Here is an 8,653-nt window from a genome sequence, read left to right on the forward strand (position 1 = left end):
CTCGTTTGAGATTTCGACAACCTCATTCTGGCACAACTGATGCCGTAGGGGGCCGTCCACCCCATCAACCACAGGCCTATGTGGTGTGCTCCGCTGCAACCGCTTGCTCGCGCCACAACACCTCCCTGTGGTTATGGGTCTGCTTTCGCGGGGACAGCGTGGCGGGCCGCGCGATCAATCGCGAACTCGCCGGCACTCACGGCCGGCGGCACACCAGATCGATCTCGATCAGTGCATCATAGGCAAGCCCGGTGACGCCGACGCAAGTGCGTGCCGGCAGGCGGTTCGGCGGGAAATAGCTGCGATAGGTTTCGTTCATCGCGGCGTAGTCTTCCTTGAAGCGCGTGAGATAGATGCGCGACATCACGATGTGCTCGAAGCCGAGACCGAGACCCTCGAGCACAACGCGCAGATTTTCCATCACCGCCTTGGTCTGCGCGACGATGCCATCAGGCAATACGCCGGGGGTTGCGGACGTATCCGGCATCTGGCCGGTGACGAAGACAAAGCCGTCGGTCTCGACTGCGTGGCTGAAGGGCGCCACGGGTTTTGGCCCGCCGGCGATCATGTGAAACTTCAATCTCGGTATCCTTCTGTTATGGCGACGTAGCCACGTCCTCGAACAGCCGCTTGCTCAGGATTGCGTGCACGCCCCAATTGCCATCGACGACCTGGGTGACGCCGAAATCGACCGCCGCCGACATCAGCGCGATCGCCTCGTCCTCGGTGAGACCCTTGATGTTCATCAGGAAGCGCCGCATCTTGCGGAAAGCGTCCTTCATCGCGAGGTCGAGCGAGGACGTCGCATAGACCTCGCTCTGCCCCTGCGCACCGAACTCGGCGAGATAGTTCGGATGGCTGAAGCCGGTCAACACCCAATCGGTCGCGGTCTCGATCAGGGGATAGCTGAGATCGGCAAACGGTTGGCCGGCCAGATTGCCCTTCTTGTGCAGGATCACCTGGAACGTGCCGGTCATCGAGCATTCGATCGCCGTTCCGCTCAACTCTCCGTCGCCTTGGGCTGCATGGGGATCGCCGACCGAGAGCAGCGCGCCTGGCACCGAGACCGGCAGATAGACGGTCGCCCCCTTGCCGAGCCGCCAATTGTCCAGGTTGCCGCCGAAATAGGACGGCGGTACGGAATCAACGAAGTCGAGCTCGCGCGGCGCGACCGCAATCACACCGAAATGCGGCCGTAGCGGAATGCGGATGCCGTCTAGCACGGCGTGCCGGCGCCTCACCGAACCAGGCGCGACGGGAATGCCGGGATAATCGTAGGTCGTATGAACCACGCCGAATGGATCGGTCTGCGGCTCCCAGCGGTAGGAATAGAGCGCACGCGCATGCGGCGTCTCGTCATGAAAGATCTCGTAGATCGTCACGGCTTCGCGCGGCTTGGGGCCGGCCAGGAACTCGTTGTAGTGATAGCCCCACCACGCCGCGACGCTGGAGCCGAATACCCTGCCCTCATAGTGCGGATTGCCGCTCGGCCGCGGCGCGATATCGAGGATGCGCACCTCCAGGACATCGCCGGGCTGTGCATCCTTCACGGCGATCGGCCCGGTGCAGATGTGCACGCCGAAGCCCTCGCCCGCGCCACGCCCGAACACCGAGGCGTCCATCGGACCGGCGCCGCGCCGGTCGACATTCTTGCGCTGCTTGCTCCAGCCGAACACGCTTTCGGCGCCAGGATCGCCCGCGATCATTCTATCAGGGTCGTCAGAGGCATGCTGCGTCAGGGTTTCGATCGTGATCGTGTCGCCGGAATTGATCTCGGCCTGAGGTGCAAGCGTGCGGCTGAAATAGCCCCAATGCACGCGGCTCGCGTCAACGGAGAGATGATGGTGGGCTGGGCGGCCCTCGCACTTACCTTCCTGCGCCGGGGTCGGCGTGCCAGCCGCGATATTTCTGCCGACGCTCGATGGCTGATGCGTTCGCAATTGCGCAAGCGCCTCCTGCGGCCAGCCGCGCTGACCCGCGGCGATCGACGATGGCGCTGCGCGCTCGGCCTCCTGCTGGCGAAACTCGCGCGGCGGCAGACCAAAGCGATGACGGAACGCGCGGCTGAAATGCGCGGAGTCGCTGAAGCCATAGCGATAGGCGATCTCCGAGATCGATCGATGCGCCTCCGCCGGGTTCGACAGATCGGACCAGGCGCGCTGCAGCCGGCGCTCGCGTACATAGTGCGAGAAATTGTCGCCGACGCCCTCGAACAGCTTTTGCAGGTAGCGCTCGGAAATCCCTTCCGCCTGCGCGACACGCGACGGCGCAAGCTCGGGGTTGTCGAGGTTGCGCTCGATGGTCTGGCAAATCCGGTGCAGGGTCGCAGCTTGCGTGGCGGTGCCGGCGACCTCTGACGCGGGAGAGGTGGACTGGTGCGCGAGCGTCAGCAGGAGATCGACGAGGCTTTGTGCAATAGCGGCCCATTCGACGTCGCTCAGCGTTTCCAGGGTGCGGGAGGTTGCATCCAGCAATCGCGAGAACACATCGGCAAAACCGGCGGGCGCGACGACGCGGGCTTCGGACGCGATCGGCCTGCCGATGAGGCGGCCGTGCCGCGCTTCGGCTGTAACTGATAGGATGATCGCCCGCATGTCGCGCTGGAACATCAGGCTCCAGTCCCCCTGGCGCGGCAGCAGCAGGAGATGGCCGACGGGAACGATACGATGGCTTCCGCCTTGCCGCAGCATCGCGCCGTCCTCGATCGGGAGCAGCACGATCGGTAACCCCTCGCCCGATTGCGGCAGCGGCGCGATCCCCTGCGATCCCGCGGCGATCCGCGTAAGCGCCACGCCTGCGGCGTTGCGATGCGAGGCCGTCGCGTGACCGTCGTCGAATGCGCTTGCTGAAGCCGGCTGCAGCCCGACCGCGGCCAGGACGTCCCGCCAGGCCTCCAGGCGGTCGTCGCGCGCGTAGGATTCACTCGTGAACGGACGGAAGCTCATCGGTTCGACCCAATCAGGGCCGATCGAAGCAACCCGCGTGCCAGACAAGCGCAGTCCTCCGCCAAAATGGCGGCGTCAAAACGACGCCAGTGAATTCAACCCGCGATCAAAAGCAGCCCATTCTCAATGCATTAGTCGCACCTGAAGACGTTCTTGCGGATCGTGCCGTGGACGCCCCAATTGGCGTCGACCACCTGGGTGACGCCGAAATCGGCGCCGACCGACATCAGCGAAATCGCCTCATCTTCGCTCAGCCGGTGCACGGTCATCAGGAACCGCCGCAGCTTGCGGAACGCATCGCGCATCGCACGGTCGAGGCTGGAGCGGTTGGCAATCTCCGTCTGCGCATCGACGCCAAGCTCGGCGAGATAGTTCGGATAGGTGAAGCCATAGACTGACCAGGCATGATCAGTCTCCAACATCGGATGCGCGAGGCCCTCGCGCGCGGTTCCGCCGAGATCATTCTTCTTGTGCAGGATGAATTCGAAATCCCCGGTCAGCGAGGTCTCGATCGCGGTGCCGCCGAGTTCGCTGTCGCCTTGCGCGGCGTGGGGATCGCCGACCGAGAAGAACGCGCCGGGGACGGCCACCGGATAATACATCCGCGCGCCCTTCCCGATCCGCCAGTCGTCGATATTGCCGCCGGTATAGCTCGGCGGGATCGAGCTGACATAGTCGGCCTCCGACGGCGCAAGCCCCATGGTTCCGAAATGCAGCCGCGCCGGCACCTTGACGCCGGTGAGGATGTTCTCGCGCTTGCGGATGGTCGCATGGTCGACCCGCACGCCGGGATAGTCGATGGTGGCGTGCACGATGCCATCAGGGTCGGTCTGCGGCGTCCAGACGTAGTTGTAGACGGCTTTCGCGAACGGCTCGCCCGAGGTGTCGAGCTCGAAGATCGTGATCACCTCGCGCGGCTTCGGCTCCTCGATGAGATCGTGATAATGGAAGCCCCAATTGGCTGCGGCGTTCGAGCCGAAACAACGGCCGGCGTGGCAGGCGCTGCAGCTCGGGCGCGGCCTGATGTCGAGGATCCGCACCTCCAGGACGTCGCCGGGCTCGGCGTTTTCAATTGCGACCGGCCCGGTGAGAAGGTGCACGCCAAGCCCCTCGCCGGCGCCGCGAATGAACGGCCCCTCGGTCGGGCCGGAGCCGCGGCGCGCCACCCCCTTGTGCTCACGTGTCCAGTGGAACACGCTCTCGGCGCCTGGATCGCCGGCGATCATCCGCTCGTAATCGTCGTTGGCGTGATGGGTCAGCGTCTCGATGGTGGCGCGGTCGCCCGAACGCAGCGTCAGCGCCGGCGCGACCTTCTTGCTGAAGTAGCCCCAGTGAACGGTGGCCGGCGAGACCGGCAGGGTAAAGTGCCTCATGCAAGTGCCTCTTCAGGGGATCGGAACGATCGAAGTTCTGGCGCGTGACACTTCATCTCACCGCCTCCGGCGTCTCGTCGGCTTCCATCACGCTGAGGAAGCGCGCGGTGACGGGGTTGCGCGGGTTGGAGAGCACCTCATGTGCAGCGAAGCGGATCTGATGCGTCGAAATGATCATGGTCAGGCCATCGTCGATGGCGAGCCGCCGGATCACTTCCAGGACTTCGTTGACGAGTTCGGGATCGAGCGCCGAAGTCGGCTCGTCCAGAAGCAGCACACTCGGGTTTGGCGCCAGCGCGCGGGCGATCGCCACCCGCTGCTGTTGCCCGCCTGACAGATGCCGCGGCAGTGCGTCGGCGCGATGGCTCAAGCCGACGCGGTCGAGCAGTTCGCGCGCGCGACGGTCGGCATCAATTCGCGTCATGCCTTGGACCCAGCGCAAGGGTCCGGCGATGTTCTCCTTCGCCGTCAGGTGGCTGAACAGGTTGAACTGCTGGAACACCATGCCGACGCCGACGTTGGCGCGCTCATTGGCGATCGCGCGCGGCGACAGCAGCCTGCCGTGGTCGTCGAAGCCGAGCCGCCGTCCCCCGACATGCACCGTTCCGGCATCCCAATTCTCCAGATGATTGATGCAGCGGAGCAATGTGCTCTTGCCGGAGCCGCTGGGTCCGAGCAGCGCGATGACCTCGCCGACGCGAACCGTGAGATTCAAGCCATCGAGCACATCTTGCTCGCCATAGCTCTTGCGCAAATCCCTCACCTCGACCGCGATATTGTTGCGCGCGATCGTCGCGGTGCGCCTGGCCCGTTCCTCCGGCGTCAGCGTCCTGGACGGCGGCACCGGAATTTCCGGCTCTATGCCGGCCGCAACGTCGACCGCCGGCGCGGTCTTCTCGGCAAGCTCCAGCTTGGTCAGGAGATCGACCCGGCGCCAGGGCAGATAATCGGCAAGCTTGCGTTCACGCGAGGTACGATCGAGATCGAGCAACCATTCCAACGCGAGCTGGATGCCGCTGATTGCGCCGGTCAGCACGAGATAGATCAGGCCGGAGGCGAAGAAGATCGAGAAGAAATCGAAGGTCGAGGACGCAAGCTGCGTGCTTCGCAGCGTCAATTCCTGGACTGCGATCACGGAGGCCAGCGACGAATTCTTCAACGCGCTGACGGACTCATTGCCGAAGGCCGGGATTATGGTGCGGATCGCCTGCGGCGCGATCACCCGCCGCATCAGCACCGCGGGCGTCATGCCGAGCGCCTGTCCCGCGGCGATCTGTCCGCGCTCGACGCCGACCACGCCGGCGCGCAGCATCTCGGCGATGAACGGCGCCTCGTTGCAGGCGAGCGCGAGGCCGGCCGCCAGCACGGCCGGCAATTTGATGCCGATATGCGGCAGCGCGTCGTAGGCGAACACCATCTGCAGGATCAGCGGCGTGCCGCGGAAGATCACGGTGTAGCCGCGCGCGATCGCCGCCAGCCACCAGAACCGGCTGAGCTGCATCCAGGCCAGGATCAGCCCGAGGATCAGCCCACCTGCGAGCCCGAGGGCGGTCACCTCCAGGGTGAGAGCTCGATGCCCGCGAGCAGGTAAGGCAGGCTGAGATAGTGCAGGAACAGGGACATCAGTTGACGGTCAGCAGGCCCGGTTCCTTGAGATTGTCGGGATCAAGTCCCCACTTCTTGAGCAGCGCGAGCTGGTCGCCGGATTTGTAGATCTCCGTCAGTGCGGCCATCACAGCGTCGCGAAACTTCGGCTTGTTCTTGGGTACGGCGATGCCGACCGAATACGGGATCGTCACCGCGATCGCCTTCTCGAGCTTGTCCGGGTAGGCCTTCACCGCGTTATCGACGGTGTTGACGTCGTTGATGTAGGTGTCGGCGCGGCCGGCCAGGATCGCCTGGATGCAGTTGGCGTTGTTCTCGTAGAGCTGCAGCGTCGGCTCAGGCTTGCCGGCCGCTTTGCACTGGGGAACGAGGGCCTGCACCAGCGGCACCTCGACGAAGCCGGTATTTTCGGCCGCCGCCGCGCCACACAGCGAAAGATTGATGCCGTTGATGCCCTTCGGATTGCCCTTGGCGACCAGCACGCCGTCGAATACTTTCGAATAGGTGATGAAGTCAGCCGCCTTGGCGCGCTCCTCGGTCGCGTAGATGTCCGAGATCACGATGTCGGCTTGCCCGCTGGCCAACGTCGTCAGCAACGCGGCAAACGTCACCGCCTTGTAGGTCAACTTGAAGCCGAGGCATTCACCGATCATCTCGCCGAGATCGATGTCGAAGCCGATATATTTGCTGGGGTCTTTCGGGTCGATCGATTCATAGCCCGGCGTATGCGGGTTGATCGCGTTGACGAGCGTCTTGCCCTTCCAGTCCGGATATTTCTCCTGAAGCGCCGCGCATGCCGCCGGCGCCGCCGCCTGCGCGCTTAGCGGCGCCAGAAATCCCGCGGCGACGATCGCGCCCAGAATCGCCCGACGCCACGGAAGTGACGCGCGCCGTGCTTCCCCACAAAGCCATTTCTGCATGTTGCCAGCTCCTCCGACGTTGTCATGGCCACGGCCATGTTCCAAAGCTCGAAGGCAAGGCTACGGGGAACCGCTCCGCAAAAGCTTGTCTGGCGGCGTACAAAAAATTGGATGGAGCGGGCCTGCGGTTTGGGCAACGGCTGCTCAAATTGTATTCGGCGACAGCCCGACGTTTGGCGCGGGCGATTCATTACTCGAACACGGCGGCGCATGCGGCGCTCAGACTGGCCTTCTGCGGCTCAGGCAGGCGATGATGGCTTTCACGTTGGGGATTTCGCCGGCAAAAGCCGGTAGACGTCGGGGGTGCAGGCCCGGCGCTGCTCGGACGAGCCGAGCGCGTTGCCCGATCCGGCCGCGAACAGCGTGAGGAAAAGGCTGAGGGTGGACACCCGACGGGCGCGGCTTTTCAAGGCTGCCAGTCGCGTAACGCTTGCCTTCATGACCGCGTCTCCCTAAGCTCAAACCTGCCCTGCTCCGCCGCAGGCGTGATTGCGACTTACGCGAATTCATTTTGGTCAAATGTGATTTTTCTCACAGTGCGGTGGGACCGCGCCGGCAATAGCGTTCATACGACACTAGCAAGACTCTGGTAACCAAGTGAGGGGGCGGCTGCCGGATCGCTAAAATTGAAGCGATCCGCTCAATCCGCCTACAAACCCATTTTGCGACGTTGCGCTCACAACCCCCGGAGAGCGCAATGAGCGAAGCTGAATTTGATCTGGTGTTGGACGCCGTGCGAGCAGCCGTCGCCCCGACGCCGCAGGAGGATTTCATGGCTCAGCCATTGCCGCGCTTCCAGCCGCCGCCACGCCCCGCGAATGACAACCAGACGCCCTGGCCGCTCATCCCATTTCCGGATGGCTGGTTCGCCTCCTGCTAAAGAGCGCCACTCCCGCCATCCAGCCAAATCCAATCGCCGCCTGCAGAAAGGCGCTGTGTACCGCGGTGCCGGCGAGGTAGCCGGAGTTTCAGAATTCTGCAGGAACCGGTTCGGGGCCGGTTGCCTAAGTCCTTGAACCTCTGTATTGATCCGCCCCGCTTGGGGCCACGTGGCGGAGTGGTTACGCAACGGTCTGCAAAACCGTGTACACCAGTTCAATTCTGGTCGTGGCCTCCACTCATACAATCAATAGCTTACGCCTGATAGATGAGGCGTCGCTTTCATCGCTTCCGGCGACGAAAATCGCGCTTCTTCGGTTTTGGGGCGAGTTCCGGCATCGTCCGCTGCACCTGGCGATATCTTGCCAGCATCCGCTCAAAGCTGGCGTTCAGGGTTTCGGCAATGTCGGGCCGCTTTTCGAGCGCGGCGAGCAGCAGGCCGGCCGCCTCGATCGTGGAAAGTCCATCGCGGCGCGGTTCGCGGCGAAGCTGGCCGTAACGTGACGGCTGGCGGGGGCCCAGAATCACCCGCTGGCATTTCAACATCCAGGGATTGCGCCACCACAGCGCCTTGGCCTGGCTCCAGGTGCCATCGAGCAGCACGATGCCCTCGATGCGTCCGAGGATGCCGCGCTGGTTCGGCTCGAGTGCGCCCTTGCGGTCGATGGCGACGACCTCGGCTTCGGTGTCGAGATCGGCGACCTTGGCGGAGCCGAGATAGAGCACCGCCCAGCGCGACGGGTCAGCCACCGGTTGCTCCAGCGCCTTGGACAGGCTCGGCCAGGACAGCCCGATTCGTACCACCGCTTCCTCGAAATGGCGCGCGGTCAGCCGTGCGGTACCGAGCGCCCTATCGTAAGCGGTAAGAGCTCCCACGTCCGCAGTGATCAGCGGGCGCGTGCGTAGCGGATCGGCATCCAGTATTGGCGCA

The 8,653-nt window shown here is 64.2% G+C and carries 7 protein-coding genes, 1 tRNA gene and 1 pseudogene; 2 read left to right on the forward strand and 7 right to left on the reverse strand.

Going from position 1 to position 8,653, the window contains the following annotated elements:
- Positions 1-196: 196 nt before the first annotated feature.
- The 6 genes and pseudogenes from AAFX91_RS35975 to AAFX91_RS36000 form a co-directional block, all read right to left on the reverse strand.
- The gene (locus AAFX91_RS35975; RefSeq protein ID WP_130579179.1) at positions 197-580 is read right to left on the reverse strand and encodes a RidA family protein; all 384 of its coding nucleotides are present in this window, start codon (positions 578-580) and stop codon (positions 197-199) included.
- A 16-nt stretch (positions 581-596) separates the two neighbouring features.
- The gene (locus tag AAFX91_RS35980; protein ID WP_394569689.1) at positions 597-2,945 is read right to left on the reverse strand and encodes an acetamidase/formamidase family protein; all 2,349 of its coding nucleotides are present in this window, start codon (positions 2,943-2,945) and stop codon (positions 597-599) included.
- A 131-nt stretch (positions 2,946-3,076) separates the two neighbouring features.
- Positions 3,077-4,318, reverse strand: a complete 1,242-nt coding sequence (locus tag AAFX91_RS35985; protein ID WP_130579181.1) for an acetamidase/formamidase family protein — start codon at positions 4,316-4,318, stop codon at positions 3,077-3,079.
- Positions 4,319-4,370: 52 nt separating this feature from the next.
- Positions 4,371-5,941, reverse strand: a pseudogene (locus AAFX91_RS35990) (amino acid ABC transporter permease/ATP-binding protein).
- Complete coding sequence (locus AAFX91_RS35995) at positions 5,941-6,843, reverse strand: ABC transporter substrate-binding protein (protein ID WP_130579185.1); 903 nt, start codon at positions 6,841-6,843, stop codon at positions 5,941-5,943. Before AAFX91_RS35995 ends, AAFX91_RS35990 begins: the two are co-directional and overlap by 1 nt.
- 260 nt (positions 6,844-7,103) lie before the next feature.
- A complete protein-coding gene (locus AAFX91_RS36000) occupies positions 7,104-7,283 on the reverse strand; it encodes a hypothetical protein (protein WP_245476142.1) in 180 nt (59 codons plus the stop codon).
- 257 nt (positions 7,284-7,540) lie between these two features.
- Here AAFX91_RS36000 and AAFX91_RS36005 point away from each other — a divergent pair, with 257 nt between their 5' ends.
- Complete coding sequence (locus AAFX91_RS36005; protein WP_130579187.1) at positions 7,541-7,723, forward strand: hypothetical protein; 183 nt, start codon at positions 7,541-7,543, stop codon at positions 7,721-7,723.
- Positions 7,724-7,886: 163 nt separating this feature from the next.
- Positions 7,887-7,960, forward strand: a tRNA-Cys gene (locus tag AAFX91_RS36010).
- A gap of 44 nt (positions 7,961-8,004) precedes the next feature.
- Here the strand turns inward: AAFX91_RS36010 and AAFX91_RS36015 are convergent.
- On the reverse strand, positions 8,005-8,653 hold a 649-nt coding region (locus AAFX91_RS36015; RefSeq protein ID WP_394569688.1), incomplete at its 5' end, for a tRNA-uridine aminocarboxypropyltransferase.

It is taken from the genome of Bradyrhizobium sp. 31Argb, from assembly GCF_043638955.1.
Classification (GTDB): Bacteria; Pseudomonadota; Alphaproteobacteria; order Rhizobiales; family Xanthobacteraceae; genus Bradyrhizobium.

Excerpts from the sequence above, each read along its gene's own strand:
- AAFX91_RS35980 (WP_394569689.1), bottom strand. The coding sequence starts at position 2,945 with ATGAGCTTCCGTCCGTTCACGAGTGAATCCTACGCGCGCGACGACCGC.
- AAFX91_RS35985 (WP_130579181.1), bottom strand. The coding sequence starts at position 4,318 with ATGAGGCACTTTACCCTGCCGGTCTCGCCGGCCACCGTTCACTGGGGC.
- AAFX91_RS35995 (WP_130579185.1), bottom strand. The coding sequence starts at position 6,843 with ATGCAGAAATGGCTTTGTGGGGAAGCACGGCGCGCGTCACTTCCGTGG.
- AAFX91_RS36000 (WP_245476142.1), bottom strand. The coding sequence starts at position 7,283 with ATGAAGGCAAGCGTTACGCGACTGGCAGCCTTGAAAAGCCGCGCCCGT.
- AAFX91_RS36005 (WP_130579187.1), top strand. The coding sequence starts at position 7,541 with ATGAGCGAAGCTGAATTTGATCTGGTGTTGGACGCCGTGCGAGCAGCC.